19 protein-coding genes are annotated in these 26396 nt (G+C 67.2%); 12 read left to right on the top strand and 7 right to left on the bottom strand.

Going from position 1 to position 26396, the window contains the following annotated elements; all coding sequences use genetic code 11:
- The first annotated feature begins 17 nt into the window (after positions 1 to 17).
- Together sigJ and ACTMTF_RS48155 are read left to right on the top strand one after the other, a co-directional pair.
- A complete protein-coding gene (gene sigJ, locus ACTMTF_RS48160; protein ID WP_441116816.1) occupies positions 18 to 959 on the top strand; it encodes an RNA polymerase sigma factor SigJ in 942 nt (313 codons plus the stop codon).
- A gap of 318 nt (positions 960 to 1277) precedes the next feature.
- Positions 1278 to 1685, top strand: coding sequence for a RidA family protein (locus ACTMTF_RS48155; RefSeq protein WP_441116815.1), 408 nt, complete (start codon positions 1278 to 1280; stop codon positions 1683 to 1685).
- Positions 1686 to 1742: 57 nt separating this feature from the next.
- Here ACTMTF_RS48155 and ACTMTF_RS48150 read toward each other — a convergent pair whose 3' ends face one another.
- Positions 1743 to 2669, bottom strand: a complete 927-nt coding sequence (locus tag ACTMTF_RS48150) for a phosphotransferase (protein ID WP_441116814.1) — start codon at positions 2667 to 2669, stop codon at positions 1743 to 1745.
- A gap of 257 nt (positions 2670 to 2926) precedes the next feature.
- Between ACTMTF_RS48150 and ACTMTF_RS48145 the strand changes: the two genes are divergently transcribed.
- Together ACTMTF_RS48145 and ACTMTF_RS48140 are read left to right on the top strand one after the other, a co-directional pair.
- Positions 2927 to 3886, top strand: coding sequence for a lysostaphin resistance A-like protein (locus ACTMTF_RS48145; protein ID WP_441116813.1), 960 nt, complete (start codon positions 2927 to 2929; stop codon positions 3884 to 3886).
- A 30-nt stretch (positions 3887 to 3916) separates the two neighbouring features.
- Positions 3917 to 4720 carry a MerR family transcriptional regulator gene (locus tag ACTMTF_RS48140; RefSeq protein WP_441116812.1) on the top strand — a complete coding sequence of 268 codons (804 nt, stop codon included), beginning with the start codon at positions 3917 to 3919 and terminating at the stop codon, positions 4718 to 4720.
- Between the two features lie 57 nt (positions 4721 to 4777).
- Here the strand turns inward: ACTMTF_RS48140 and ACTMTF_RS48135 are convergent, their stop codons facing one another.
- Both ACTMTF_RS48135 and ACTMTF_RS48130 read right to left on the bottom strand, forming a co-directional pair.
- Positions 4778 to 5158, bottom strand: a complete 381-nt coding sequence (locus ACTMTF_RS48135; protein WP_441116811.1) for a hypothetical protein — start codon at positions 5156 to 5158, stop codon at positions 4778 to 4780.
- Between the two features lie 109 nt (positions 5159 to 5267).
- Positions 5268 to 11465 (bottom strand): DNRLRE domain-containing protein, encoded by a 6198-nt coding sequence (locus ACTMTF_RS48130; protein WP_441116810.1) that lies wholly within the window; start codon positions 11463 to 11465, stop codon positions 5268 to 5270.
- 366 nt (positions 11466 to 11831) lie between these two features.
- On the opposite strand from ACTMTF_RS48130, the gene ACTMTF_RS48125 reads away from it, so the two are divergent.
- Positions 11832 to 14693 (top strand): BTAD domain-containing putative transcriptional regulator, encoded by a 2862-nt coding sequence (locus ACTMTF_RS48125; protein WP_441116809.1) that lies wholly within the window; start codon positions 11832 to 11834, stop codon positions 14691 to 14693.
- A gap of 538 nt (positions 14694 to 15231) precedes the next feature.
- Positions 15232 to 15450 carry an IS1096 element passenger TnpR family protein gene (locus tag ACTMTF_RS48120; protein WP_441116808.1) on the top strand — a complete coding sequence of 73 codons (219 nt, stop codon included), beginning with the start codon at positions 15232 to 15234 and terminating at the stop codon, positions 15448 to 15450.
- On the opposite strand, the gene ACTMTF_RS48115 is transcribed toward ACTMTF_RS48120, so the two are convergent.
- Complete coding sequence (locus ACTMTF_RS48115) at positions 15383 to 15814, bottom strand: LIC_13387 family protein (RefSeq protein WP_441116807.1); 432 nt, start codon at positions 15812 to 15814, stop codon at positions 15383 to 15385. The two genes, ACTMTF_RS48120 and ACTMTF_RS48115, sit on opposite strands and share 68 nt — an antisense overlap.
- A gap of 68 nt (positions 15815 to 15882) precedes the next feature.
- On the opposite strand from ACTMTF_RS48115, the gene ACTMTF_RS48110 reads away from it, so the two are divergent.
- The 3 genes from ACTMTF_RS48110 to ACTMTF_RS48100 all read left to right on the top strand — a co-directional run bounded on the left by ACTMTF_RS48110 (position 15883) and on the right by ACTMTF_RS48100 (position 17793).
- Positions 15883 to 16449 (top strand): TetR/AcrR family transcriptional regulator, encoded by a 567-nt coding sequence (locus ACTMTF_RS48110; protein ID WP_441116806.1) that lies wholly within the window; start codon positions 15883 to 15885, stop codon positions 16447 to 16449.
- Between the two features lie 211 nt (positions 16450 to 16660).
- On the top strand, positions 16661 to 17467 hold the full coding sequence (locus ACTMTF_RS48105; protein ID WP_441116805.1) for an MFS transporter: 807 nt from the start codon (positions 16661 to 16663) through the stop codon (positions 17465 to 17467).
- Positions 17468 to 17580: 113 nt separating this feature from the next.
- Positions 17581 to 17793: an EthD domain-containing protein gene (locus ACTMTF_RS48100; RefSeq protein ID WP_441116804.1), complete on the top strand. Its 213-nt coding sequence runs from the start codon at positions 17581 to 17583 to the stop codon at positions 17791 to 17793.
- A gap of 236 nt (positions 17794 to 18029) precedes the next feature.
- Here ACTMTF_RS48100 and ACTMTF_RS48095 read toward each other — a convergent pair whose 3' ends face one another.
- Together ACTMTF_RS48095 and ACTMTF_RS48090 are read right to left on the bottom strand one after the other, a co-directional pair.
- Positions 18030 to 18827: a hypothetical protein gene (locus ACTMTF_RS48095; protein WP_441116802.1), complete on the bottom strand. Its 798-nt coding sequence runs from the start codon at positions 18825 to 18827 to the stop codon at positions 18030 to 18032.
- A gap of 389 nt (positions 18828 to 19216) precedes the next feature.
- On the bottom strand, positions 19217 to 20116 hold the full coding sequence (locus ACTMTF_RS48090) for a hypothetical protein (protein WP_441116801.1): 900 nt from the start codon (positions 20114 to 20116) through the stop codon (positions 19217 to 19219).
- A gap of 560 nt (positions 20117 to 20676) precedes the next feature.
- Between ACTMTF_RS48090 and ACTMTF_RS48085 the strand changes: the two genes are divergently transcribed.
- Complete coding sequence (locus ACTMTF_RS48085; protein WP_441116799.1) at positions 20677 to 21285, top strand: response regulator transcription factor; 609 nt, start codon at positions 20677 to 20679, stop codon at positions 21283 to 21285.
- Here ACTMTF_RS48085 and ACTMTF_RS48080 read toward each other — a convergent pair.
- A complete protein-coding gene (locus tag ACTMTF_RS48080) occupies positions 21282 to 23360 on the bottom strand; it encodes a histidine kinase (RefSeq protein WP_441116798.1) in 2079 nt (692 codons plus the stop codon). The genes ACTMTF_RS48085 and ACTMTF_RS48080 overlap by 4 nt on opposite strands.
- A gap of 172 nt (positions 23361 to 23532) precedes the next feature.
- Between ACTMTF_RS48080 and ACTMTF_RS48075 the strand changes: the two genes are divergently transcribed.
- The gene (locus ACTMTF_RS48075; RefSeq protein WP_441116797.1) at positions 23533 to 24996 is read left to right on the top strand and encodes an alpha/beta hydrolase; all 1464 of its coding nucleotides are present in this window, start codon (positions 23533 to 23535) and stop codon (positions 24994 to 24996) included.
- Between the two features lie 858 nt (positions 24997 to 25854).
- Positions 25855 to 26280 carry a hypothetical protein gene (locus ACTMTF_RS48070; protein ID WP_441116796.1) on the top strand — a complete coding sequence of 142 codons (426 nt, stop codon included), beginning with the start codon at positions 25855 to 25857 and terminating at the stop codon, positions 26278 to 26280.
- The last annotated feature ends 116 nt before the right edge of the window (positions 26281 to 26396 follow it).

The raw sequence follows: 26396 nt of genomic DNA, 5'->3' as shown, positions 1-26396 counted from the left end.
CACATCGTCATAGAGGCATGAAGGACGATGTGCGGCAGGGGGCGTGGGCCCTTGACCATTCGGCTTCCGCCGACCGGCGGGCCCTGTTGGGGCTCGCGTACCGGATGCTCGGCTCCACCCACGACGCCGAGGACGTCGTACAGGAGACGTATTCGCGCTGGTACACGATGCCCGAGGAGGCACGGCGCGACATCAGAGCGCCCCTCGCCTGGCTGACGCGAGTTGCCGGGCGGATCTGCCTGGATCAGCTGACGTCGGCGAGGGCGCGGCGGGAACATTACGTGGGCGAGTGGATTCCCGAGCCGGTGCGAGACCTCGGGGTGTGGACCAGCGTCGTGGACGGGCTGGATGACCCTGTCGACCGGGTGACGTTGGACGAGTCCGTCAGCATGGGCATGCTGGTGGTCCTCGAATCGTTCACACCCGCGGAACGAGTCGTGTTCGTGCTGCACGACGTCTTCCGCCTGCCTTTCACAGAGGTCGCCGAGGTGGTCGGCCGAAGCCCGGCGGCCTGCCGCCAGCTCGCCGTCAGCGCGCGGCGGAGACTGGCAGGGGAACGGACACGCCCAATGGCCGAGGCCCAGCAGCACCGCGATCTCATCTCGGCGTTCAAGCGAGCCTGCGAGTGCGGAGACTTCGACGCCCTGATCACCATGCTGGATCCCGGCGTGATCGTCCACACCGACGGTGGAGGGAAGGCGCACGCGGGGCGGCGCCCGATCGTCGGCGCCGGCAAGGCGGCCCGTCTGTTCCTCGGCCTGCTGCGCAAACAACCACGCATGGAACTCCGCGAAGAGGACGTCAACGGACGACCCGGCGCCCTCATCCGCATCGACGGCGCCACCGTGGCCGTGGTCGCGACCGAAGCGCGCAGCGACGTGCTCACCCGGATATGGCTGGTCGTGAACCCCGACAAGCTCCACGACTGGGACAGGCGCGCCGCAGGTGCCCGGCGCTGACGATGCGGAGGTGAAGAGCGGATCCCGATCTGGATCAAGAACCGCAGCCCGGCGATGCGCTCCCCCAGATCCATCACCAGGTCGCGGGAGCCAGAGCCGATCGGTGTGACCCCACCGCGGCCGGCCACTGAGTTGACGGCGGAGCACCAGCAGCCGCCCCGCTGATCGCGCAGCGAAATCCCAGCTCACAGTACGAAACCGTGTTTCCGAGCGGGACAGGGTGCAGCACGGTGATCATCGCCACGTAGCCTCTCGCGCCGCGATAGCATAACATTGCAGTGTTATGTTTACGATGCCTGTCTAGAGAGGAGCAAGACCATGACCGTGCAGCTAATCCATCCCGAGCGGGTCAACCGGGTCGACGTCCACCACCAGGTCGCCGACACCCAGGGCTCGCGCACCGTGTACCTGGCCGGGCAGGTGTCCTGGGACACCGAGGGCAACCTCGTGGGCCCCGATGACGTCGCGGCGCAGGCCGAGCAGGCCTACCTCAACATCGCCGCGGCGCTCGACGCCGTCGGGGCGACGGTGGCCGACCTGGCCAAGGTCACCGTGTACATCGTGGGCCTCGACGAGGCCAAGGCCGAGCAGTTCGTCGTCGGGCGCGAGCGGGCGGCCGCGACGCTGGGCGTCGAGCTCCAGCAGCCGAGCACCTGGATCGGGGTCACCTCGCTGGCCGCGCCGGGCTACCTCGTCGAGGTCGAGGCCATCGCCGTGCTGCCCTGAGGCGGGCGCAGCGCGACCCGGCCCGGCCGCGCCTCTCGTGCCCTCGCGCCTGCGGGGCTAGGCATTCGCCCGGCGGAGGCGTTCGGCTGCCTGTGCCCGCAGCGCATCGCCGCCCGCCGGGGAGCCACCGCACAGTGCCATCTCCCTGGCGTTGTACGCAGCCATCCACACGCCGGCCGCCCATGCGATCTCCATCTCCACGGGCGTGAACACGCGCGCTCGAAAGTCCTGATAAGCCACCAGGAACGCCTCGGAGCTCTCGATCGGCGCCAGCGTCGGCGGCCCTGCACTGGCGAACGACCCGCTCGCCGCTCCCACCAGCGCCGCCTCCGGCTGCCACGCCAGGCTGTCCCAGTCGTGCACCGCCCACAACCGCCGCCCCTGCCACCGCAGGTTCTGCGCCTCGAAATCGGCGTGGCCCAACACGCACGGCAGACCGGCGGACAGCAGCCGCTCCCGGGCCCGCTCAGCCGCCTCGACAATGTGCTCGGGCAGGACACTCTGGTCCAGGCCGTCGAGGAAGTCGATCGCCGGCCACGTCTCAGAACCGGTCTCGTCCCAGCGTACCCAGGGCGGATTCGGCAATGGCGGCGTGACGATCACACCAGCGAGTTCGGCCATCAGCCGAGCGAACACCTCCGCGCAACGCACGGCCATGTCCGGCGAGTCCCCGTGCAGCACCTCGCCGCCGGGCCGGAATTCCTCAGCGTGCACGGCCAGCGCACCGACACCGACCACCGGCGTCAGCGGCCGGGCACACGGAAACCCGCGCTCGGCCAGCCGGGCCTGGGCAGCAACACACGACGCCGCCCGGCCGTCGTCGGCACGCGCCTTGACTACCACGTCCCGGCCACCGGCCAACCGCAGACCGAACACCATCGAGACCTGTTGGGACCGGAACAGCACGTCGGCGGGTTCGCCGCCCAGATGGTCAAGACACCAAGCCGGCAACCAGTTCGGCAACTCATCCAGCGGCACGCTCATGACTGTGCCATAGGCGCCGAACCCAGCGGAAGCAAGAGGTATGGACACAGGTGGCGAGGCCAAGGCTCCGCTTCGCCGACATGAATACCTCTCGCTGATATCCCAGGCCCACCAGCCAGACCACGGCGAACGGATGCCGCGAGATGACCGTATGAAGGAGAGATGGCGGGGAGACAGGACGTCCACTTGAGTGTGCCCCCAGGGCACGGTGTTCGCTGGTGCGTGGAACCACCATCTCGACCCAGGAGGACCGCCCGATGTCCGCACCAGGACCCGGCCAGACCCCGGCCACGGCCACGCGCCCGAGCTCACCGCACCAGGCCGACGGCCCGGCACCCGGACGTCGCGGGCCGGGTGTCGACGGCTCCCGGCCGTTCGGTGCCCACGTCCGCATGAGCTGGTGGAGGCCGCTGGTCGTCCTCGTCGTGCCGCCGGTCGTGATGGTGCTCCTGCAGATCCTGATGTACCAGGTCGTGGGCGTCATCGAGGGCAGCGACGACCCGATGTCCGCCACCTTCACCCCGCTGAAGCTCTTGGCCGTCAACCTGAGCGTGGGCATCTCGGGCGTGGTGGCGATCCTGCTGCTGGCACGGCTGGCGAAGGTGCCGTGGCGCAGCCTGATCAGCTCGCCACGGGCGTTCGACGGTCGACGCCTGGCGCAGTACCTGCTCGGCGCGGCCCTGCTGGTGGGCGCCGGCATCGGCGTGGTGGCGCTGGTTGCCCCCGAGTCCCCGGGCTGGGTCGCGTTCGGTGTCTCCGGGACGACGATCCTCATGCTGGTGATCACCGTGCTGAGCACCCCGCTGCAGTCCGTCGGCGAGGAGCTGATGTTCCGCAGCGCCGTGCTGCCCGCCGCCGCGTCCTGGGTGCGCGCGGTTCGCCCGGCCCTCGCCGTCGGTCTGGTGGTCTCCAGCCTGGCCTTCGCGGTCGTTCACGGCTCCAGCGACCCCTGGCTGTTCGGCTACTACACCTTCATCGGCGTCGCCACGGGACTGATGGCGATCATCAGCCGCGGCATCGAGGCGCCGGCCGCGTTCCACGTCGCCAACAATGTCCTGTTCTCGAGCGTCAACGCGCTGATGGCAGACGGCGAGGGCTACACCATCGACCGGTCCACCGACACCGGTGACGCGGCCCTCCTGATCCTCGCCGCCGTCAACATCGCCATGGTCGTCCTCGTCTGGGTGCGCGAGCGACGTGCACGGAGCACGACCTAAAATCGGCGCCGGACGACGAGGTGAGGGCCCATGACCTGGAGCACACGCGAGATCGCCGATCTGGCGGGCACCACGGTGAAGACGGTGCGCTACTACCACCAGATCGGGCTGCTCGACGAGCCCGACCGCGAGCCCAACGGCTACAAGCGCTACGAGGTACACCACCTGACGCGGCTCCTGCAGATCAAGCGCCTGACCGGGCTCGGTGTGCCGCTCGCACAGGTGGCCGAGATGGGCACGAGCGGCGAAGGGCGGGCCTCCGTCTTCCGGACCGTCGACGCCGAGCTCGAGGCGACGGTCCGGCGGCTGGAGAGCATCCGGCGGGAGCTGGCCACCCTGGCGCAGCCGGGTGCGTCACCGGACGTGCCGACCGGCTTCAGCGGCCTCGTCCAGGACCTGCGCGACAACGACCGCGCCCTGCTGACGATCTACGCCCAGCTCTTCTCGGACGAGTCGATGGAGGTGCTGCGCCGGACGCTCGAGGCACACCCGAACGACGATCTCGACGAGGCGTTCCGCGACCTGCCCGAAGACGCCGACGATGCCACCCGGCAGGCCCTCGCAGAGCAGCTCGCGCCCTTCATCGTCCCGGGCGCCACCGAGCACGGCGTGACGCTGGAGCCGCGGGCCACCACGCCAGGCCAGGCCGAGGCGGCGCGGCGCGCCGTCGGTCACGCCCTCAGGGCGCTCTACAACCCCGCGCAGGTCGACGTGCTCCGTCGAGCGCACCTGCTCCACGAGGCCGACGACGACGGTGCCGACACCGGCGAGGTACTCGAGTGGACCACCAACAGCGTCGATACCGGACCGGTCGCCGTGCGTCCCACATGGTGACTCAGTCCTTCGACATCACTTGCGCTGGACCTCTGATCGCAGACCTGCTCGATGCCATCACCTGACGCCCATGAACCATGCGGTGGAGGATGAGGTCAGCAGGAGCGCGATGACTGCCACGGCCAGCGCGAGACCAGCGAACGCTCCGACGCTCAGCCCGCCGGACAGCCCCACGATCGCGTTAGCGACCAGCGCGAGCTCAACCGCCCCACCGGCCCATCGCACCCACCGCCTTCGAGTCCGCATCACGATGATCAGCAAGCCAATGAGCGCGGACGCGCCGATCCCGTAGAAGAAGTTGGGGAGCAGGATGCCGTTGATCGCGAGCGGCAGGAACAGGACGACATTCAGCAGCATTGTCACGAGAAGCTGAACGCACATGATCGCCCGGGCTGCCCGCACTGATCCTGGCATGGTGGGGTTCTGTGTGGACTGCATGTGGCCTCCGTAGGTGCGAGGGTCAATCATGTCGAGCCCCCTCCGATGCCGCACCGCCCGCCTTGGAAGTGCGGCATCGGAGGGGTGAGTATGGGGAAGGTCAGAAGCCCTACTTGTACGGGCCTGCGGAGCTCACCCAGGCTGTGTAGGTGAAGGTCACCTTACGACCGGTCACCTGCCAGCCCGTGTCGATCACTCGCCGCAGGAGTACGGTACTGCCCGATCTCCATGTGTGGATGCTCACCTTCTTGTGGTAGCTGGTGACAATGGTCTCCGTCCGCCTTCTGGTCTGGGATATCTTCTGGATGGTTTGGCCCAGGCAGACTCTCTTAACGATCTTTCCGCAGGCGTACCTGGTGATCGTCCTGCGTTCTAGGTAGTGGTTGACCTGGGTGTGTGTGCGGTAGTAGTCGCGCACTTCGAGGATGAACTCGATGTAGTCTCCGCAGACGACTTTCAGCATGGAGCAGGTGCCAGCGAAGGCAGTCCCGATGACCTGTTCCTCAGAGGTGCCGCGCTCACTCTTGATGTCAGACCATTCGCCGCGGCCGCCGAGGTAGTCGTCCTCGCCTGCGAGGTCAGTCTTATTGACCGGGTCTCCGCTGCAGTACTCGTAGGCGTTCGCGCTGCCGCCCTCTACCGGGTCGAGTTGCAGGAAGCGTCCGGTGGCGGGGTTGTACACCCGGCGCCCCATCAGCACGAGTCCGCCGATGGCGTCGCTGTCTCGCTGGTAGCTCCCCAACCAGCCGTAACGGTGCGAATCCGCCGCCGAGGGCCGTGGTGCCCCGTACTCGGTGTACTCGGTGTGGCTGCTGATCCCGGTCCCCGCAGGGGTGGTGGTCGCCGAGATATCACCGTTCAGGTTGGCCAGTTGCAGGATCACGCTGCCGTCACTGCGCTGAACTGCGGCCAGGCCGGAAAGACCGAGCAGGTTCCGGGTCCAGGAGCCGTCGGTCTCGCTGATCCAGGCAGGGCTGTCCTCCGCTCCGCTGTAGTGATTGACGGTCGTGCCGGGCTTGGGACCACCGGTCGTGACAGTCCTGGCAATCCGCCCCATCGGGTCTCGGGTGAAGGCCTTGCTCTGCCCGGACTGGGTGATCGTGGCGACCCGGTCGTCGGTGTAGTAGCCGAGAGCCACGTCGGAGCCGCCGGACGCATGCTCGGCCGGCAACGTGGTAGCCCGGCCGAGGTTGTCGTACACGTAGCCGCCGGTGACGATGCGGTCGGCCGCGTCGTAGTCGAAGTGCTGGGCAACGGGGGTTCCCGTGGTGCTGCATCCTCCTGCCGAGGGATATTCGCTCTGCGCGGCCCGGTTCGTGTTGGGGGTGAAGGAGTACAGGCGGGTGGTGCAGGTCCCGTCGTACGTGTCCTCGACCTTGACCAGTCGGCCGGCGCCGTCGTAACGGTAGTTCTGGGCGCTGCCGCCCGGTCCCTGCCGCTGGGCTACCCGTCCCTGGATGTCGGGGACAGCTGCGTAGGAGAGCCAGGTGGTGTCGTTCTTGGCGTACTTCAGGCCTGTCCGGACGCCGGTCGAGTCATAGCGGCTGGTAGCGGTCAGGCCGCCAGGGTAGACCTGCGTCGCCAGCCCGCCGCTTTCGTCGTAGCTGCCGGTGAACACCCCCGTTCCCGTGTCGATGCGGGTGACCAGCCCGCGGTACTCCTTCCGGCCCGAGGCGTCCATGCCGTCGTAAGAGAAGGTGATCTGACCCTTGCCGTCGTGAGTCGTGGCAATCTGGCCGTCGAGGTTGTAGGTGACGGTGCCGGTGTTGCCGGTGGCGTCGGTGCTGGAGATCAGCCGTCCGAAGGCGTCGTGCTCCTGCGTGATGGTTTGGTCGCCGGAGGTCGTCTGGCTGGGCAGGCCGGTCGTCGGGCTGTAGGTGTAGGTGAATTCCGGGACGACCGCACCGCCCGAGCCCTCCGGGCTAACCTGCGTCTCGCTGGCCGTCACCCGACCCGCGGCGTCATGAGTGATCGCGACTGTGCGCGTGACGTTGCCGGAGATGTCGATACGTTCGGCATTGTCACCGTAATAGGCGTAGGTGGTGGAGTGCACCGGTATCGGGGAGCCTGCTGGCTGGGAGGCTGGCCCGGTCCGGCAGATCCAGCCCGCCCACTGCGGTCTGTTACCGCACTCGGCCACCTCGGGATGAGCGCTGGCCGTATAATAGCGGGTGACCGTCGTGCCGGCGTCGGTGCCTGCGGAGGCGGGCAGTCTGCGTTCGAACTCGCGTCCGGCTGCGTCGTACCGCATGCGCCGCACGACGTCGGTCCCACCCGGCACCTTGGTTGTGACCAAGGTGGCCTTGCGTAGGTTCCACCCTGAGGCGTCGCCCGAGCCGATCGGGTCGTAACCGGTCTCGACCACTTGGCTGTCCCCGGCCGCCAGGGTGGCCGTCCCGTCCAGGACGACTGGCTTGGAAGTACTGGTGGTGACCAGCCGGTAGGTGACCGCCTGGGACGGTTTGCCTTCGTCATAGACGTTGGTCGTGCTCGCCCGCGCCGACACCAGACGCCCGTCCGCCAGAGTTACCAGCCGAGCAGGCCCCAACTCCGTGCCGAGGTCGCCGTCGCTCGTGTAGGTCGACACGCTGGCGAGCAGGTCGGCGCGGGCGGCCGAGTCGGACCGTCCACCCACGTACGGGTCGGTGTCCTCGGTGGGCGCCAGCGCCTGTGCCCGGTTGCCCGCCTCCAGGTCCCACACAATGCGCCCCTTGTCGTCGTACCGGGCCGCGCCGATCTGCCAGGCCCCGGCACCGTACTGGACGGTGTTGACCGACCGGCCATTCACGTCGGTGTAGACAAGTGAGGCGTATTCCCAGTCCGAGGCGCCGGGACGATACGTCTCACCTTCCTGGCGCGGCGGCACATGCGACGCGGGGAAGATAGCGGTTCCCGTCACGGGCAGATCGGTGGCCTGCCCCCACCTGCTGGTCTGGGCCGCCGTCAGATCCACCGGCGCTCCTGTACCGCCAGTGGGCACGTCGTAGACGATCGCCATGGTCGGGTCGGTGTCCCCGCCTTCCCGCTGTACGTCGATCAGCCGGCCGCCGCCGTCGTAACCGAAACGCCAGGGCGCGAGCCCCGGCGGCGTGAACTGGCTGACCCGGCCCTCCGTGTTGTAGTAGTAGGTGGCCGTCAGCCCTGTACGCGGGTCGGTTACCTGCCGCAGGTGCCCTGTTGAGTCGTACGTGTACGCGGCCATCACGGTCGTCTTCATCGCGCCTGTGGCGGGGTCGAACGCCGTGTAGGTCACGTTCTTGGCTTGGCCGGTGTAGTCTCCCCAGCCCGAAGCGACACCGGTGGCCGTTGTGGTGGTCGCGTACGACAGGCCGATGGCACGGCAGCCGGCGGCCAGGACGTCGCCGCAGGTCACGTTCGCGGAGACCGGTGTCAGGACGCGGGTGATGCGCCCCTGGCCGTCCCGGTAGTAGGTGGTGGCCGACTCGGTAGCGGGTGTTTCCGTGCGCGCGACCACCCATCTCCCGTTCACCTCGACGTAGGTTGTCCTGTTGCCGAGCGCATCTGTGAAGACCATCTGCCCGGCGTCGAAGGTGATGAAGGATCCGTCGGCTGCGTCGCCGACGCCAACGAAGTTCTCTCCACGCCTGACGTACGTCCAGGTCGAGCCGTCGGGCCCGATCAGTTGTAGCGCGCCTGACTCCCCATCACCCGTGGGGGCGAGATTGGGCACGCTGGTGGGCGGCGCGGGAAACTCAGCCCGCCATCCCGGTCCGAACACCTTGTTCTCGACGAGCTGCTCGTCCGGGCGGTCGGCCTCCGGACGCAGGGTGGTGTGCGTTCGCTTGATGGAGGTGCCGAAGAGGTTGGTGTCGGTGGCCTCCAGGGCGAAGTCGCCGCTCTGCGTCGCCAACTTGCCGGGGCCAATGTCGGCCGTGGCGTAGGAGCCGCCGAAGGCGCTCTGGTCGAGCAGTACAGTGATCGGGTCCGAGCACTCCTCCTCATCAGCGGCGCCCGAAAGGCAAGCTCGGACTTGGACCTTGCCTCCGTCGTCCGCCGTACCCTGGAGCGTCTTCGCGAGATCCCAGATCAGGGGTGAGAAGTTCTGCGAGGTGTTCGTGCGGACCTGGGGCCACGACACCAGCGGCTGTCCCGAACCGGGCACGGTGACGTCCTGAGCGGGGACAGGTAGCCACATGGCCCAGGGGCTGTCAGCCTCGGGGGCGCCGATCTGGTACTCATAATTGACCTTGGTCTTGGCGGGTGCGGCGGCGGTCTCCAAGGTCACCGCCCTCGACGTACGGGAGGCGTGCTGCACGAGCCCTCCGACCCCGATCCCGAAGCTCGTCTTAAAGACCGCAGAGGTGTTGTGCGCCTTGTCGCGGGCTTTCATGTAAATGGTGTGCCAACCGGTGGAAAGCGATGAGATGGAGAACTCTCCGCTGAACTTGTCCAGCGTCTTCGGCATCCTGGGATCGTCGATCCCGTATTGGTAGCCGTCGAGATCGCCCGCATTGGAGTTCATGAAGCAGTGAGAGTCACCGTTCCAGTCCAACGGCTCCCACGAACCCTCCGGATGCGAGCAGCCTGTGCTGCCTGACACCAGCGTGGGAGGGGTGGTGTCCACCGTAATCTTCTGCCACGGCGACCACTCAGAGGTCTCGATGCCGTCGGAGGCACGAGCCCGCCAACGGATCTGCCAAGCTTCTGCGATCTTGCCTTCAGGTATTTTGATCTTGGCGTTCAGCCCGGCCTGGACACCGTCGACAGAGCCGCTCCAGATGGCGCCTGTGCCGTGAGCGGTGTCGGCCGGATCGTGCTCGACCTCGAAGTCGACCTTCAACAGCCCGCCGTCGCCGTCCCTGGCTCCTGCCCATAGGCTGGGCGTGAGGGTGTTGGTGTAGAAGACCCCGTCGTTACCCGTGATCGGCGCGGCCCGCAGATTCTCCGTCCACGGGGTGCTGCCGAAGGTCAGGGAGAGCGTCACGGGATTGAAGTCCCAGTAAAAGTTGCCGCTGTCCGTCGCTTCGTCGTCGAGCTTGAGCTGCAGCCCGTTGCCCGCCGCGCCGTCGGCCCACGCCTGGGCGATCGGCGTGATGGGGATGCTCCACATGACGTCCTCGACCAGGCTGGCGCCGAGGCAGGCGGAGGGCGGAGCCGTGATCACGGCGCCCTCGTTCGTCGCCGCAGGCTGGTTGTTCCACCGGACGGTGTTGGGTGACCACGTTCCGGTCAGGCGGCGGATCGTGAGCTTGCGGCCGACCGGACAGGCCGGCTGTTCCTCGTAGCCCACCATGGCCGTGTTGAGGTCGAGGCGCGCGTTGACCACGTGCTTGCCGACGAGGGCAGAGGTGTCGAACCTCACCAGCGCCCGAGCGGGGACGTCCTGTCCCTCCTCGCTGTGGGCGCCGCAGCCTTCCCAGTCCCAAAAGCCGTCGATGATGCCGGTCACCATCTCGGCTGAGGTGAGCTGGGCGCCGTCGTCGCACGGCGCGTACAGGGTCCGGTAGGACTGCACGTTCAGCGTCAGCGTGGGATCGACGACCACGGGCCAGCGGGTGCGTGGATCGGAGAGGAACTCCGGATCGGGCTTAAGCACCAGGAACTGCTGATCGCCTTTGGCGGAGAGTTCCGTCTCCAATTTCCCCTTGCGGGAGCTGTCGGCCTGGATGGCCTTGCGGGGCGAGTCGTACATCACAGGTGCGGGCGCCGAAGCAAAGGTCTTACCCTTGCTGTCGGTGAGCCTCAGCTGGCCGTGCTTGGTCTCGGTGAGCTTCAGCCCGCCGGTCCTGACAGGGATCTTGTACTCGACGGGGCCGCTGGGACGTTGGCGCAGCACGATGTCATGGCGGAATCCAGTGGGAAGCGCGGTCAGTACAAGGTCCGCGCCAGTGCCCGCGGCGTCTGCGTAGGTGGCCCTATTGCCTTCGACCTTGGGCCTGGGCAGGGGAGTGGGCCAGGTGAGGGCGTAGAACTCCTCGTCGGAACGTGTCAACTGGGCGAGGGTCCGCTCCGCACCACCCGCCGCGAAGGAGACATCCGCCAGAGTCGCCTTGGGCTTGAGGAACCCGCCAGAGACCGCGAGCGTGGTGTCCACAGGCGTCCATTTGCCGTCCTTCTTGACGCGCACGGGATCGGAGGAGGTCTCCAGGGTGACGGTGCCATCCGGGTTGACGTAGGTGAGGCTGATCTCCGTGGTCTCGTCAGTGACCAGGACCCGGCTGCTCTGTAGACGCGCGCTCAGGGCAGCAGCTACGCGGTCGGCTCGCTCCGTGACATGGGGCGCCTTCTCGGCCGCCGGGTCGGGAGGGGGCGTAGCGGCTGATGACGAGCCGGCTGCCTCAGCCACGTAGCCGGTGGATAAGAGAAGCGAGGCGGTAAACCCCGCTGAGAGGACTGCTCGTCGCCAGGTCCGCCAATTATTGGGCATGGCGAAACGAGCTTTTCGGCGGATGTGCATCCAACCTCCAGAGTGAAGATCGGTCAGCTATCGATAGAGATAAGACCGACATAAAGGAGCATGGAGGGCGGTGCTGTGGAGGCTCTCTTTACTGTGTCATGATCTTGTTTGCGATCTGTTACCACCTGTTGTGGGCGCCGAGACTGAGGCGAATCACGATGGGGAGCGCAGGGATCATGATTATGGCCGCAAAGGGGGATCTGGTTGATGCTTCGTGTCCTGGGGCCGGTGGAGATCTGGCGTGAGGGGAGCAGGGTGCCGATCGTCGGCGAGAAACAGCGGACCCTCTTCGCGCTCCTCGTCCTGCGTGCGGACCAGGTAGTGCCGCACGACGAGTTACTGCATGCGCTATGGGGCGACCATCCGCCGGCCTCGGGCCGCAGAGCGCTGCACCATCACCTGTGGTCGCTGCGCCGCGTCCTGGCCACCGATGAGGCCCTGTCCACTAGCTCCGGAGGCTACGCGCTGAAAGTTCCGCCGCGTGGCTCAGACCTAGCGGTCTTCCTCGCCGAGGTCGCCGACGCGGACGCCGCCCGGGCTGGGGGCGACATGCGGAGGGCGGCCGAACGGCTGCGCGCCGCGTTGGACCTATGGCGAGGACCTGCCCTGGCGGGCACACGCCTCGAGTTCCAGATGCTGCAGGGCCGTGCGCTGGAGGAACTGCGCCTGTCCGCCCTCTCTGATCGCATCGAGGTGGACCTAGCCCTGGGGCGACACACGGAGCTGATCAGCGAGCTGAGGCGACTCATCACCATCGCGCCCTTACGCGAACGCTTCCGCGCCCAGCTCATGAGCGCACTGAATCGTGACGGTCGGCGCGCGGACGCGCTACAGGAGTACCGGCTGGCGCGCCAGCGCCTCCGCGACGAGCTCGGGCTTGAGCCCGGTGACGAACTCCAGCGGCTGCACCAAAAAATCCTCGCTGGTGACCCGGAACGCGCGCAGCTCGCTGATCCGGTACCTCCTCAGGAGGTGCAGCCGTGGCTGCGCACTGTAGCTCGGCAGTTGCCTGCCGACATCGTGCGCTTTACCGGCCGCGAGCGCCATCTCGTCACACTGGACACGCTTCTGTCCACGCAAGGCGACACCCTGCCGATCACCGCCGTAGTGGGCGCGGGCGGTGTCGGCAAGACTGCCCTGGCCGTCCACTGGGGACATCGTCGGAGCTCCTGCCTCCCCGACGGCCATTTGTATGTGAACCTGCAAGGCTATTCACGGAGCGCGCCGGTCACATCCGGCCAGGCGCTGTGGCAACTTCTCATCGGGCTCGGCGTGCCGCAGACGCAGATCCCCGTGGACATGGACGAACGCTCGACCCTGTACCGCTCGGCCATGGCCGGTAAGCGCATGCTCATCGTGCTGGACAATGCGGCTACTGCCGACCAGGTCCGCCCGCTGCTTCCCGGCTCGCCGACGAGCCGAGTGCTGATCACCAGCAGGGACACGATGCGTGGACTCGCCGCCACCCACGACGTCAACGTCGTCACTCTCGACATGCTCCCAGCCGAGGAGGCGGAGGCGCTTCTGCGCACCCACCTGGACGGCGAACAGGACTCAGCGCCGATTGCGGAACTAGCCGCCCTGTGCGACTACCTGCCTCTCGCCCTGCGCCTGGCCGCCGCGCAGCTCCGCGACGCTGGCGCGAGGGCGGACGACCTGGTGACCAGGCTACGCACCGGCCGCCGCCTGGAAGCCCTCGACTTCGCGGAGGATCCCCACTCAGGAATACGCGCCACCATCGCCTCCTCCTACCGGGCGCTGCCCGAACCTGTACGTACCTCGTTCCGCATTGCGAGCCTCCACCCGGGCCACGACCTCAGCCTCGACGCCCTGGCGGCCATGACCGGTCAGAGTACGGAGACCACGCGCCGTTGCCTGACGGCGCTCGCCCGCGCCCACCTGGTGAACTGGACCGGGCAGAGGGTAAACATGCACGACCTCGTCCGCGAATACGCCAGGGAACTCGCCGAGGAGGAAGGCAAGCAGCAGAAGGTGTGGGAACGGCTGCTCGGCTGGCACGTGCACACCGCCCGGGCCGCCATGGCCCACGTCGATCCGGACGCTATGCTCCTGATCTCGAGCGTTCCGCGCCCTGCGGTGGGGGTCAAGGAGTTCACCGACCGCGACAGCGCAATGGTCTGGCTGAACAGCGAGCACGACAACACCGTCACTCTGGTGGCACACGCAGCCCGGCACGGGTGGCCGGTGCACGCCTGGCAGCTCGCCTATATCACGGCGTACTACTGCTACGTGGCCCGGCACATCGACGACTGGATTACCACCCACCGCGTCGCACTGGGGGCCGTCCGAGAAGTGGGCGACCGGGGCGGCGAGGCGAAGATTCTCACAGCCTTGGGTCACGCCCTCATGGAGGCCAGCCAGTACGTCGGGTTCCTGGCCTGCCAACGAAGGGCGGTGGAACTCGCCGTGGCCACGGGCGACAAGCGTATGCAGGCCGAGGCACTGTACTACGTGGCGTTCGGCCTGTTCAGAACCGGCGATCTCACCGCTGCCATCATCAGCAACGACGAGGCCCTGGAGCTATACCGCGAGAGAAACGACAGAGCCGGGGAGATGGCCACTGTCTATCTGGCCGGGCAAATCAACCTCCGACTGGGCAAGACGCATCAGGCATTGGAGTATCTGGATCAAATCCTGGCGTGGGTTCGTCAGAAGGACAGACGGCACGACGAGGCGTACGTTTTGTTCGAGGTGGCCACGGCCCACCTTGACCTGAGGCAGCTGGGAGCGGCGCGGGAGTCCGTGGATCTCGCACTGGCAATCGCCCACGACCTCGGCGACACGACGATGGAGACGCTGGCTCTGTACCACCTCGGCCAGGTCCTGCTGCAGCAAGGGGCGCACCTGGAGGCACTCCGACTGCAGAAGGAGGCTCTAGCCCATGCCCGGGAACTGCCGGAGCGGTTGACCGAGTGCACGGTGCTTAACGGGCTCGGGCGCGCGTACGCAGCGTGCGGGGAGCCCGAGATGGCCTTGGAACACTTCGGCGCGGCAGTGAAAATCGCGGCGCGGATCGAGGACCCGTATCAAGTGGCGGACGCCCACGCCGGGCTCGCCGCCCTGTCCTCGCAGGCCGGCCCGCCTGTACGCCGATGACCACGCAGAACGCCACCATCGCCGAAAACCCCATTCATGCAGCTCAGAACGTATTGAGGTCTCGGTGAATCCCAATATGGACGATTCTAATCCGGAGAGGAGCGGAGCCCGGAGCAATGCATCGTTGATCGGTAAAGCCCGCCCATAGGATCGCAGGTTGCTCGTTGGCTGCTCGCGTGTATGCGGTACGGCATGGCATCCAGCGTCACATCCGGGCACGATTCCAAGGATAACCAGCACGGTGCCCAACGGGGATGCTGGACGCTTCCCCGGATCACGGTTGTTCGGGTCAACAGCCATGACCGTATGACCGCCCCGGCACGATTGAAGTCAATACTGGTCCTCCTCGTCACCAGCGCTCAGCGTGCGAGCGCTGGGGCAGAGAGCCGTGCGGATCACTGGCAGAGGGATGGTCGTGGCCTCCAACAGCGCTCGCAACAACGACCGGTGATGATCACGCCGATACTGTGAGCAGCGAGGGCACTGCGAGCACCGTTCACCAGATCAAGGTCACCCTGCGCGAGGTTCACCTGCCGGTGTGGCGGCGCGGCGCGTCCTTCTGCCGTCGACCGCGACCCTGGACCATCTGCACGAGGTCGTCCAGGTCGCGATGGGCTGGCAGCACCACCACCTGCACCTGTTCGGCAACGGCCGGCCATTTCCACGGAAAACCCCGGCCTTCCCCACGGTCAGCGCGGGGCGGCGGTGGGCTCACCGCGAAGCAGTGCGATCCCGAAGGACACGCTGGCCACCGTGAGCAGCACGATCGGCGGCGACGGCAGCAGCGCCACGGATAGGCCGAGCATCACCACCGATGTGACCAGCCCGATCAGGATCGCGGGTCGGGTCCGGTCGGATGAGGACGCGAGTCGCCCGACGAACAGGAGCAGCACGCCGACCGTCACGATCGCCACCCCCATCGCCAGGCTGATCCCCTGCATAACCTCGTAGCTGGTGCGTTGGATACCGCCGAGTTCGAAGACATGGGCACGCAGCGCGGCGTCGACACGCTCCTCATCGGGCTTCGGGGACAGTCGCATCGCGACGTCCAGGACAGTGTGGCCCGCCCCGCAGACGATCCACGACCAAGCGCCGATCCGGTACGCGAGGGTTGACGACATGAAGAGGCTCCGTTCGATCCAGTGACGCTACAGACGTAGTAAACACTACGGGTGTAGCATCTTGCTACATGAGCGCACGTGACCCCGATCGCAAGCAGATCTTGGCTGACGCCGCGTTCGGCATCGTGGGCGAAGCGGGCCTCAGGGCACTCACCCATCGCGCTGTCGACGTCGCCGCCGGCCTACCCGCCGGCACCTGCAGCTACCACTTCTCCACCCGCCAGGCGCTGCTGGCCGCGGTCCTGCACCGGATCGCCGAACTCGACCGGGCCGACCTCGACGCGGCACTCGCCGGCCGCACGGTCACCGACTTCGACGCCGCCGCCCTGATCGCCGACGGCACCCGGCTGCTCGCCCACTGGCTCGGCCCCGCCCGGGCGCGCAGCCGGGCCAGGATGCTGCTGACGCTCGACCCGCAGACCCGCGAACTGACCAAGGCGACGGCGGCGGCGATCGTCACCGACCTCCAAGCCCTGGCGACAGCCGTCTTCGGCGACCCCGAACACGGCAGCCTGTTGATGGCCCTCGTCGACGGCATCGTCGTCGACGAGCTCACCCACGGCCAGGAGCCTGTCGACGTGGCTCGACTCCGGGCCCGATTCGGCGCCGTTGCCGGCCTGGCCCTGCGGGCCTAGTGCTTCGTTCCTGTTTGGGTGGGTAGATCGCTTGTCAGGCAATTCCGCGAGCCGCCGCAGTCTGATCGCCGGAGCCAACCCGATCAGCTCGGCACAGAGCCGCTCAACATCAGACCAGATGAACGCCACACCCTCGAACTCCGCCATCCGGCAGGACTGACCTGGTCAACCTTGCGCCTGTCGAAGGTTCCATCCATGCAGTTCAAGCGACATGAGAGTACTCGTGAAGGACTCCGCCGAGCCGGTCTCGACGGCGTACGGTCAAGCTCGCGATTCGCTCTGGATCAGTGATCGGATCCGGGACGGGACGCAGTGGGGACGTCGCACCACTGACTCTGTGGCCCTGGCGGGACGCCCGGTTCTCGTCGCGCCCTCCAGCCTGCGGCTGCCCGCGCTGCGGATCGGCCTGCTGATGGCCGTGCTGCTCTTCGCCGGCTACGGAGCGTTCAGCTACGAGTACTCGATGTTCACCCAGGTCGGCCTCGGGTTAACGCCGGTCCAGTCCGGGCTCGTGCTGGCCGTGTTCGCAGGGACCTTCGTACTCGCAGGACTTCGAATGCCCCACATCACCGCGCGATTCGGCGAACGCACGATGGAGGTGGCCGCGGGCCTGCTGGCCGCCGGTCTCATCATGCTCGGCCTGACCTCGCGGTTCACACAGGGCAAGGGCGCGGCGGTCTGGATCGGCTGCTTCCAAGTGATCGGCGTGCTCCTCGGTGCGGCGCAGGCGAGCCAGTACGGTCCCCTGGTCGCGACGGTCATGGCAGCGGTGCCTCATCAAGTCGCGGGCCTGGCCGGAGGCCTGTTCACGACTGCGCAACAGGCCACGATCGGTGCGATCCCCGGCGCCCTCGCGCCATCGCTCGGCTGGGAGCATGCCTTCGCGGTCGGGCTCGGCGTTCAGGTGGTCACGACCGTGCTGTTCTGGGTCCTCGCGCGGCGGCTGCGCAGGCGACCGCGCGGCTCCGACGCCCACCGCGCCCTAGGGGTACGGCGCCGGACGGAGACGATCGATTGACCACATCGCCACCGCCGGGATCCCAGGTCTTGCGAGCGTGGCGGCACGGCGGCAGACCAACGGACCGGCACCCACGGATTTTCAACCAGCCAGCAGAAGAAGGGCATCCAGCCATGATCAAGATGGTCATCACGCTGAAGCGTCGCGAAGGCATGACTCACGACGAGTTCAGGCATTACCAGCAGAACATTCATCGACCGATGCTCATGTCGATCCCGGAATCGGAGCGGTACATCCGCCGGTTCGTCGTGTCGAAAAACTTCATCGACCTGTCGACGTTCGGGCGAATCATCTGCGAAGAGGACGTAGTCATCGATCGCAACTAGCGCTGCTTTTCTCACAGCGGAATGCCCTCTGGCCAGGATTCTTGAGCAGGCGGATTGTCCTGGCAGGAGGGTTTCCGCCATGCCAACGCTGCGGACGGCGTCGTGTCGGACCTGCTTCCCCGGCGCTCGGTTGAATGTGGAACAGCAACCGCGTGGTCAGTCGTGGACCAGCAGGCGAACTCCGTCAGCTCGTGCCGCATGAGGCATTCGGATGGCGCTCGCCCACCCTCGCGTCGTCAGCTCGGAAGGCGCCAATTGCAGAAGCCCTCGATGCAGAGCTCGGTGGTCGTCTCGCGGGGGTCCGGCGCCTTGATCGATACCTTGCCGCCCCACCGGCTGTAGCGGGTGTCGACGTGGAGGGTCTTGCCCACCAGTTCGTCGAGGCCGCCGGCGAACGTGAACGTGCTCTGCACCCTGCTGACCAGGCCCGCGGAGGTCAGCGTGACGGTGTAGTCGAGGGTCGTGTCCGGATCCCAACCGGCGTGGGTCGAGTGCTCCGCCCAGCGGGAGACCCGTTCAAGCTTCTTGAAGGTGATCGCGCCGGTGACCGTTTCCCTGCTCCGCTGCCCGTTCTCCAGCAGGGCGGCCAGGGTCGCGGACTCGGCCGGGTTGATCAGTTGCTCGTCGTAGCCGAGCAGCTCGGTGTGCCAGAGGTGCAACTGGTGGGAATCCTTCCACCAGGTCTCGCCCTTCTTCAGCCATTTCCCCATGAGGCCGCCGGACCGGTAGCCGGTGCCGCCAATGGCGTGATTGAAGCCGATGACGCGTTCACGCCCGTGCTCACCCCCGGTGGTGGTGACGTCCAGGGCCTTGACACCACCCTTGGCGTTGTACTCGAAGACCCCTTTGCGCCGGCGTTCCGGCTGTTCGACGATGCCGTCCAACAGGGTGCTCGTCTCGGTGAAGTGCACGCCGTGTCCGGACGCCAGAACGGCCTTCAGCGCCTGAACGGGGTCCTTGGTCACCGCCTGTGCCGGAGCAGCGCCCGTCAGCAGAGCACCACAGGCCACCAAAGTCGTGATCACCCTTCTCATGATGGTGATCGTGCCGCGTCCGGATCACGTCCGGAACACGAGCCAGATGCGACGATCAAAAGATCAGACAGCTGTGCCCAGCCCGAACCAATCTCTGCCCCGCCCCTAACACCCTGGGCCTTAGACGATCGACGCAAAAGGGGATGACGGAATCGCCCTGGTTGGCAGCGGGTTGCCAACCACGATGGGTGTGACTCGTACTCAGCGAGCTTTAGAGGTCCTCACAGAATGATCGCCTGCGCATCCGCTGGGAGATCCGCGCCGACATCCACCAAGCCTTCCTCAGCCTGGCCAGCGCACTCATCTGCTGGCGCCGCCTCACCTCATTGAGCCAGGACCTCTTAGCCTTCTGACAGCCGGTGTCCACACCCCGGCGCCCCCCTTGATCCCTAGATCCAGCCTCGTTGTTTGGCCAGGACGGCGGCCTGGATGCGATTGACAGCACCGAGCCGGGCGAGCAGATCCGCCACATGCCGCCGATAACTCCGCAAGCTCATCCCCATCTCGCGCGCCGCGATCTCATCCTTGGCAACCGTGGCCAGCAGGAAAAGGATCCGCCGCTCTCGCGCGCTCAGCCCCGCCGACACATCCAACTCAAGATCGATCGCATGGTCCCACACCCGCTCGAACAGATCCACCAACGGCGCCACCACACCCGACTGACGGATCATCAGCGCACCAGAGCGGCGACCGTTCACCACCGCCGGCACGAACGCCACCAACCGATCAACGATGACCAACGGCTGAACCGCGCTGTCGGCGACCCGATGCCGATCCCCTGCCCTATGCAGACGCGTACCGTACTCCACCACCTCCGCATCCTTCAAAAGCTCCCGCGGAATGATCGTGCGCCACCGTACCCCCTCACCGAGACGCCGCAGAAGACGAGACAACACCTCCGCCCCAACCCGCCACCCCTGATCACGCATCGTCAGCACCTCCCCCGCATCCAGCGCAAGCGACCAGATCCGCTCATCCAGCTCCGCCTCCTCGACCCGCTCCACAACATCGCCGAATCCCCACCCACGCCGCTCCGACATCAACGCAGGCAGCGTCTCCCATGCCTCACAAACACGACGCAACTCCGCGCTCGCCTCCAGCATCCGGCGCCTGACCAAACGCGTAATCCCGACCTCCGGCCCCACCGCGACCGCCCCCTCACCCCCATCCAGCCGGACCAGCCCCAACTCCGCCAACCGCGCAATCGCCACCCGCACGCCCTCGGGCTGACCCTCCGCCGCCCCTCCACGCAGCAGCGCCCGATACACCTCCTCCTCAAACTCGGTCACACCGACCCCGGCAAGACTCACAACAATCCCCCCTAAAGCATCAGAAATTGCGCCACTACACGAGATGACACACACAACCGGGCGGATGTGACCAACCCTGACCTTCCTCGATCAGCCGTAGGCGAGGGCCGAGCAGCATCACGATGGGCCAGCCCAACCCCTCCGTCCTCGGCACACATCCCGCGCGCAACGCGAACGGGGTGGGATCCCGGCGCATACCGGTCGGTCAGGAACGCGGCACCCAAGCATGCTCGGACAAGGTCGTGGTCTTCGTCTCTGACATGCGGATCGTCTGGTGGGACGAACTGATCACCGGTGACGATCGCAGGGGCTCCCGCGTAGCGCTCTCCGAAGTGGGAGCCATCACGGAGTCCACGACGTGGAATGCCTCGTCACCTCACGCGCGCCCTGTCCCTTCCCGTACACCTCGCTGACCGCGTCCAAGCCCGCCACGTGTGTCATGGCTTCTACCCTGCTGACCAGGTACGGAGCGGACCAGAGATACGGTCACACGTGTGCCGTGACCTCGTCATGATCCGGACGCTGATAGACATATCCCTGTGATTCGTGTGCTTCTAGCCGAGGACCAGCACGTCATCAGGGGCGCCCTGGTCGCGCTGCTCAGCCTCGAACCGGACCTGGAGATCGTGGCCGCGGTCGAGTCGGGCGACGCCGCCGTCTCCTCGGCGCTGGTTCACGGCCCGGATGTCGCGCTACTCGACATCGACATGCCCGGCACGCTCGACGGCTTGGCCGCCGCGGCTGAACTGCGCGCGAAGCTGCCGTCGTGCCGCACGCTCATGCTGACCGGCCATGGCAAACCGGGCCACCTGCGCCGCGCGCTCGCGGCGCAGGTGGACGGGTACCTGCTGAAAACCGCGCCACCCGAGGAACTGGTCACGGCGATCCGCGCAGTCGCATCGGGCAAACGGGTACTCGACCCCTCCCTGGCGGTCACCGCCTGGGATCTGGCCGACAACCCGCTGACGCCCCGGGAGGCGGACGTGCTGCGCCTGGTGGCAGGCGGCGCCGACGCCGCCGAGATAGCGGCCCAGCTCTTTCTCGGCGCGGGAACGGTACGCAATTACCTGACCGCCATCGTCGCCAAGCTCAACGCCCGCAACCGCACCGACGCCGTCCGCATCGCCGCCGAGGCAGGCTGGATCTAACCGACCGGCGAGAAGCTCGGCACCTGGGCCGTCAACTCGAACCAGCCGTCCTCACGAACCGTGCCGAGCCCGCCATCCAGCACCGCCAGGCGGGTGGTGAGGTTGCCGATCCCGGCCGAACCAGGCCGTCCCCCTGACGAGCGCACGCCGTCATTGCGTACGCGGAGTCGTACCACGCTCTCCTCGACCACCGTCGTGATCAGGCAATACCGGGCCGAGCTGTGCCTGAGCACGTTGGTCACCGCTTCCCGGAGCACCGTGCCCAAGACGTTCTCCACCTCGGGCGACAGCTCTTCGTGCGCGAAGTCGAGCTCCACCTCGATACCTGCGGCGGCCAGCACCGACCGTGCCGATTCGCCCTCCGCGGCCAGTGACATCGCCGGCTGCCCACCGGACACCACCCGCAGATCCGCCTCTGCCTTCTCGGCCATCACCAGCACGTCCTCCAGCTCGGCACGGGCCCGAGCAGGATCCAGGCGTCTGGCCAGCTCGCACTTGAGCAGGATCGCGGCCATGCTGTGCCCCAGCAGGTCGTGCAGGTCACGAGCGGCGCGCAGACGCTCCTCGACCACAGCAGAGCGGGCCAGCGCCTGCCTGACCTCCTGCAATTCTTTCACCAGCCGGGCGAGTTCGAGCAGTCCGTACACGACCAGCCCGGTCACAAGCGTGCTGGCGGTGAAATTGACCGTCAGCGGCAAGGGGAGGCCGAGCAGCACTGCGCTCACCGCCACGCTCGCCATCACGCACCCGACCAACGGCCAGGCCACAGCCCACGGGAACGCGAGCAGGACCGGACCGGCGAGGAACCCGACCGAGCCGAGCCAGGCCCTCCCGAACACCGGAATCGGCAGGTAGGCGAGCAGCACCAGCAACGCGAGCGCACCCATGTGACGCCCGCTGATCCAACGGATCTGCATGATGACGATCACGGCGAGACAAGCCGCCGCGGGTACCACCAGGTTCGCGGGGACGAACAGTAGCGCCTTGATCGAGAACCCGACCAGCACGGCGGTGAGCAGCGCGACGGACAGCCTGTACGCGCCCGGATCCTCGGTGGCCTCCGCCGGCCTCTCGGGCAGTGCGGCATCGACGGTCAACCAGCCCTCGGCGGACAGGCCCGTGGTCAGGCGGCCACCCGCTTGACTCAGTTGCCGAGCCAGGTCGGCCAGGCCCTCGTCCTCGGCCGTCCGGGCGCCGTCGTGGCTGACGCGTAGCCGTACCATCCCGTCAGCCGTGGTGGTCTCGATGACGCACGTTCTGGCCGTGTTCTGCCGTACGGCCTCGGTCACCACCTCCCGCAGCACCGACGCGAGCAGCGCGCCCGCCGGGCCGAGCGGCTCGGAGTGTCCGACACGCGTCTCCGCCTTGATCGCCGCAGCCGTCAGCATCGCGCGGGCGGTCGTCATCTCCGGCACCAGTGACGTGGCGCGGTAGCCGGCGGCGGCGTTCCTGGCATCGGCCAGGAAGCCGCGGGCGGTGCCGACGACCTCGCCGAGGATCTCCACCGAGCCTTCCGGCCGATCCATAACAGACCGGACGCCTGTGGCGATGGCCGTCAGCCCTCTGCCGAGACCGTCGCTCAGCCCGGTGGCGATGCGCAACCGCTCCTCAGCCGCTGCCGCCAGCGCCATGGCCAGCCGGGCGGCATGCATCTCCTCCACTCGATCGGTGAGCCGAGTGAGACCGTAAACCACCAGGGCGACCAGCACCATGCTGATCGCGGGATCCGCCGGACCGACGACGGCGGCACTGACGGCCACCAGTGGGGCCAGCGGCCATGCCGGGGTCAGCAGCAGCGACCCGCCCAGAAAGCCGAGGAGCCCGACGGAGGCGCCGAAGCCCAGCGTTGCTGTGTAGCCGACCAGTGCCTGCAGGATCAGCAGCCACGGTCGCCTGAACCGCCGCAGGGAGCGCAACACGTAGACGAGTTGCAGCCCGAACGCCACGATCGCGAGGAGCGAGCCCGCCAGCAGATAGACGGACGTGAGCCCGGCGAGCACCACGACGACGATCGCTCGCGCCAGGCGCGGCACCGGAACCTGCGACACCCCGCCCCCCGCGTCAGACCAGGGCAAGCCTACAGGCGAGGAGGGGAGCGTTACGGAGTGCGGCCGACTTCGTCAGATGGGCGTCTTGTCCGGTTCGTGATGAGGTCACGGGTCTTCGATGACGCGGTCTCTGGTTCGGAGAACCGCGGTTCGGCAGAGTCGTCGACACAAGCCGGACGATCATTGAAGAGGATCCCTGATGCGAAACCTTGCGAGACTGTCCGCCGTCGGAGCGTCCACCGCCGTCCTTGCCGCAGCCCTCGTGACCCCGGCACAGGCAGCGGCTACCTCGTGGAGCCCCTGCCCCGCGGGGCACGGCGTGGACGCGCGGCAGGAATGCGCCACCCTTCAGGTCCCCATGGACTACCAGGAGTCCGGCGGGCCGACGATCTCGCTGGCGGTATCGCGGATCAAGACCGCCAAGCCCGCGTTGCGCCGCGGCGTGCTGCTGATCATCCCCGGCGGGCCGGGCAGCCCAGGCCTGAACCGGCCCAGCGTCCAGGTCAAGCGACTGCCGCAGGACGTGCTCGACCGCTACGACATCATCGGGTTCGACCCGCGCGGCGTGGCCCAGAGCTCCCCGGTTTCGTGCGAGCTCGCGACCCGTGACCTCTCACTCACCAAGCTCAAGCCGTACCCCGACGCCGACGGCGGCATCGCGGAGAACGTCGCCTGGTCGCGCAGGATCGCCGAGGCCTGTGCCCGCAACGGCGGGCCGCTCATCCGGCACATCAGCACCCGCAACGAGGCCCGGGACATCGACAGGATCCGCCAGGCGCTGGGCGAGAAGAAGATCTCCTACTGGGGCGTCTCCTACGGCACCTACGCGGGCGCTGTCTACGCGACCATGTTCCCGGAGCGCACCGACCGGGTCGTCCTGGACAGCAACGACGATCCCGATCCGCGCCGGGTGGCGCGGCAGTGGCTGGCCAACTACGCCGTCGGCGTGGAGGACCGCTTCCCCGACTTCGCCGCCTGGGCCGCGGCCCATGACGGCGAGTACGGTCTCGGCACCGACGCGACGACGGTCCGCCGCACCTTCCTCGACCTCGCGGCCCATCTGGACCGAAGCCCGTTGCCCTGGCCAGACGCCAACCCCGCGGAGCTGAACGGCAACCTCCTGCGCGAGACCATGCTCAACGCCCTGTACTCCGACACGAACTTCGCCATGCTGGCCGGACTCATGAAGGCCGCCCGAGCCTCGAAGACACTGCCTCCGCCGAACAAGATCCCGGTGGAAGCCCTGCAGAACACCGCTGCCCACGCCGGCGCCACCATGTGCAACGACGTCGCATGGCCCGACTCGATCAGCCGGCACCAGCGGCAGGTGACGCATGACCGGACCGCCCACCCGCTGACCGCGGGCATGCCCGTCAACATGGGGCCGTGCGCGTTCTGGCCCTTCAAGCCCGCCGAGCCGCCCGTGCGGGTCACCTCGCGCGGCCCCGCCAACGTCCTGCTCATCCAGAACCTGCGCGACCCGTCCACGCCCTACAGCGGAGCGCTGAAAATGCGCCAGGCATTCGGCCCGCGGGCCCGCATGGTCAGCGTCGACTCCGGCGGCCACGGCGTCTACCTCGCCAACGGCAACGCCTGCGGCGACCAGACCGTCACCACCTTCCTGACCACCGGCCACCTCCCCCACCACGACAAGAACTGCTAGCCGCGCCGATTCGTCCGCCAGCAGTACGAACGACCCCGCAGCGACGTCTGCACGACGTACGTCGGCACCCATCCGGCCGGTCGTTCAAGAACAGGGGCATCGTGCTCGCTGCCGACGACTGGCTGCTGTGGCAGCACAACGGTGCCTACCGGCGGGCCAACATCTGTTGAGGGGGAGCGTACTCATCCTGATCGGGCTCGTCGCGCTCTCTACCGCCGCGAACCTGGTCGCCGGCGGCCCCACGTGGATCTGGACCCATCGCTGCCCGCGCCGCTGCCGCATCTGGTCGCGGAGGCCGGCCCCCTGGACGCCTGGCTGGTCGCGGACCTGCTCGCGGTGGTGGGGGTGCCGGGCAGCGCGGTCCCCCGAAAGCAGTGGCATCAGGCTGCACGCCTGTGCAACTTGATGCCGAGGGTACGGCCTTGCGGAGATCACACCGCACCGCCCCATAATGATCTCGTACGCACGAGATCAAGGGGGAAGGCGAGCTGTCCGCGTCCGCCCTTAATACGGAAAACGCCCTAGCGGGAAAGATGGCGCGCATAACCGGACCCTCGAATTGAGGGCACCAATACGGCCCCGGACGGCGCAAACTCATGCAGCCGTGCGCCGGATACTCGAGGCCGACGACTAAAGCGCCGCTCCTAAACTAAGCGCGCCCCCGAATTGTGCCTCCGACATCCTGCGTAGCATTCTCCGACCAATGCCCTGCCGAGGCTTATATTCAACCGACCCCACAGGTCAGAACCATCTTTACTAGCCCCATTGACACCGAGAAATTACCAGCTTACGGTTTGGACCGTAATAGTCAGGCAAATGCCTGACCATCCATCCCGCACCTGCACAAGGGAGAAATTCATGAAGCTGGCCGCGCGTATCGCAGCTGGGTCAATCTCGACTCTTGCGGTACTGGGTACGCTACTCGCCGCACCGGCAATGGCCGCCGGGCCAAGTCACGACTACCTGGCCAAATATGGCAACAGCTTCACGGAAGGAACTGTGTCCTGGTCTGACTCCGGGTACGACGTCACGATCACCGGCAAGATGCACGTCGCGGCCGGCGCCAGCTGTGGGCAGACCGATTTCGAGGGCTGGGCCGGCTACTACGTGGACGACAGGGATTCCACTGGTTCGATGTGCACGGCAGGTGACTTCACTGTCAAAGAGACGCTGACGACCGACAGGAGAGGCGGGTTCGACAAAGTCTGGGTCGAATACAAAGTGGGCGGCACTGTCCGAGCCGAGGGTTGGTGCTACAGGACGACCGGCTGCAAGTGGATCTAAATCCATAGCCGCCGCTCCCGGCCTGCTTGAGTGAGCCAATGAGGTGATCTCAGCCAATTGCCGGTAGGTAGTCATGCTCGAAATGGGTGAGGACGAGTGCTGCGCGGGCGATGTCG

This window comes from Nonomuraea sp. ZG12, from assembly GCF_052068115.1.
GTDB lineage: Bacteria > Actinomycetota > Actinomycetes > Streptosporangiales > Streptosporangiaceae > Nonomuraea.
The sequence above is the reverse complement of the archived record's forward strand: the minus strand, read 5'-3'. Positions and strand labels throughout refer to the sequence as shown.

Excerpts from the sequence above, each read along its gene's own strand:
- sigJ (WP_441116816.1), top strand. The coding sequence starts at position 18 with ATGAAGGACGATGTGCGGCAGGGGGCGTGGGCCCTTGACCATTCGGCT.
- ACTMTF_RS48100 (WP_441116804.1), top strand. The coding sequence starts at position 17,581 with ATGATCAAGATGGTCATCACGCTGAAGCGTCGCGAAGGCATGACTCAC.
- ACTMTF_RS48095 (WP_441116802.1), bottom strand. The coding sequence starts at position 18,827 with ATGAGAAGGGTGATCACGACTTTGGTGGCCTGTGGTGCTCTGCTGACG.
- ACTMTF_RS48075 (WP_441116797.1), top strand. The coding sequence starts at position 23,533 with ATGCGAAACCTTGCGAGACTGTCCGCCGTCGGAGCGTCCACCGCCGTC.
- ACTMTF_RS48135 (WP_441116811.1), bottom strand. The coding sequence starts at position 5,158 with ATGCAGTCCACACAGAACCCCACCATGCCAGGATCAGTGCGGGCAGCC.
- ACTMTF_RS48070 (WP_441116796.1), top strand. The coding sequence starts at position 25,855 with ATGAAGCTGGCCGCGCGTATCGCAGCTGGGTCAATCTCGACTCTTGCG.
- ACTMTF_RS48150 (WP_441116814.1), bottom strand. The coding sequence starts at position 2,669 with ATGAGCGTGCCGCTGGATGAGTTGCCGAACTGGTTGCCGGCTTGGTGT.
- ACTMTF_RS48140 (WP_441116812.1), top strand. The coding sequence starts at position 3,917 with ATGACCTGGAGCACACGCGAGATCGCCGATCTGGCGGGCACCACGGTG.
- ACTMTF_RS48110 (WP_441116806.1), top strand. The coding sequence starts at position 15,883 with ATGAGCGCACGTGACCCCGATCGCAAGCAGATCTTGGCTGACGCCGCG.
- ACTMTF_RS48155 (WP_441116815.1), top strand. The coding sequence starts at position 1,278 with ATGACCGTGCAGCTAATCCATCCCGAGCGGGTCAACCGGGTCGACGTC.
- ACTMTF_RS48105 (WP_441116805.1), top strand. The coding sequence starts at position 16,661 with ATGAGAGTACTCGTGAAGGACTCCGCCGAGCCGGTCTCGACGGCGTAC.
- ACTMTF_RS48145 (WP_441116813.1), top strand. The coding sequence starts at position 2,927 with ATGTCCGCACCAGGACCCGGCCAGACCCCGGCCACGGCCACGCGCCCG.
- ACTMTF_RS48115 (WP_441116807.1), bottom strand. The coding sequence starts at position 15,814 with ATGTCGTCAACCCTCGCGTACCGGATCGGCGCTTGGTCGTGGATCGTC.